The organism is Pseudoalteromonas sp. SANK 73390, from assembly GCF_054966645.1.
Map to the genome: position 1 here is coordinate 1 of NZ_ARPN01000124.1, position 1,229 is coordinate 1,229.

General features: G+C 42.5%; 1 protein-coding gene and 1 pseudogene. One reads left to right on the forward strand and one right to left on the reverse strand.

The window, feature by feature from the left end; genetic code table 11:
- On the forward strand, positions 1-234 hold a 234-nt coding region (locus tag SANK73390_RS17235), incomplete at its 5' end, for a hypothetical protein (RefSeq protein ID WP_462767664.1).
- Here the strand turns inward: SANK73390_RS17235 and SANK73390_RS17240 are convergent.
- Positions 231-1,205, reverse strand: a pseudogene (locus tag SANK73390_RS17240) (RsmB/NOP family class I SAM-dependent RNA methyltransferase). The gene SANK73390_RS17235 and the pseudogene SANK73390_RS17240 overlap by 4 nt on opposite strands.
- Between the last annotated feature and the right edge of the window lie 24 nt (positions 1,206-1,229).

Sequence of the window (1,229 nt, forward strand, 5' to 3'; positions counted from 1 at the left end):
GCATCACTAATAACACTGTTTTCACAGTTTAACATAGGGACTACACCACATGTTCATTCGCTACTATTAACCGCATTGATATGCATTAGTTTAGTAACTGTTATCGATGCTTTATGGTTATTAGCTGGTACAAAGCTAGGCAAAGTGCTAAAGAGCCGTCAACATATAAAACGGCTCAATGGGATGTGTTCATTTGCAATTTTAGTGGTCGCGTCAGTCTTAATTAGCCATTAACTCTGACGTTCAAGTGCGGCACCATAAAAACCATCAAAGTCGCTATTGATACCAGGCTGCAGGTGCAACTCTTCAACAAGTTTAAACTGCGTATTATTAGCCAAAAAGGTTTGTACTTGTTGCTGGTTCTCACTCGGTAGAATTGAGCAAGTTGCATACACCAAGCGCCCGCCCGGCTTACACATTTGGCTGTAACGCTGCAAAATTTCAGCTTGAAGTGACACCAGTGATTCAATGTTTTCGCTTTTTAAAAGCCATTTAGCATCTGGGGTTACGACGTAACACGCCAGTACCAGAGCATGGAACATCTAATAAACACGGTCAAACTTATCTTTTAGGCGTTTGATAGTTTTGCTATTTTTAATTTCTCTTGTTTCAAGCATATGAACACCTGCACGTTTAGCACGCTTTTTTAGCGTATCTAATTTGTGCTGGTGAATATCCATAGCGAGCACATAGCCTTTGTTTTGCATTAGCGCAGCGATATGTAAACTTTTACCACCAGCACCTGCGCATGCATCTACCACACGCTGCCCCGCTTTTGGTTCAAGTAGCTGAGCAATTTGCTGCGAGCCTGCATCTTGCATTTCAAACCAGCCTTTTGAAAACGCCTGAGATTTGAACAAGTGTCCATATTGCGTTACCTCAAGTGCCTCGCTACTTGGCAAGTGCTCACATTCAATCTTTTCTTGAGCAAGAGATGCCTTTAAATCGCCAAGGCCACACTTAAGTGTATTTGCTCTGAGGTAAGTTTTAGCAGGCACATTTAGGCCCTGAGCGATAAGGGGCCACTGCTCACCTAATTCCTCAGACGCTTTTTGCCACAACCAATCAGGATAGCTATTAATTTGTGCAGCACTGGCCTGTGCCAAATTACCATTGAGTTTATCAATATCCAAACTGTTAAACTCAGGCCAATCAGGCACTTTACCGGCACTTAACAATTGATAAGCCCCCCAAATAGACCACACTAATACGCTTTTATTGTCATCACC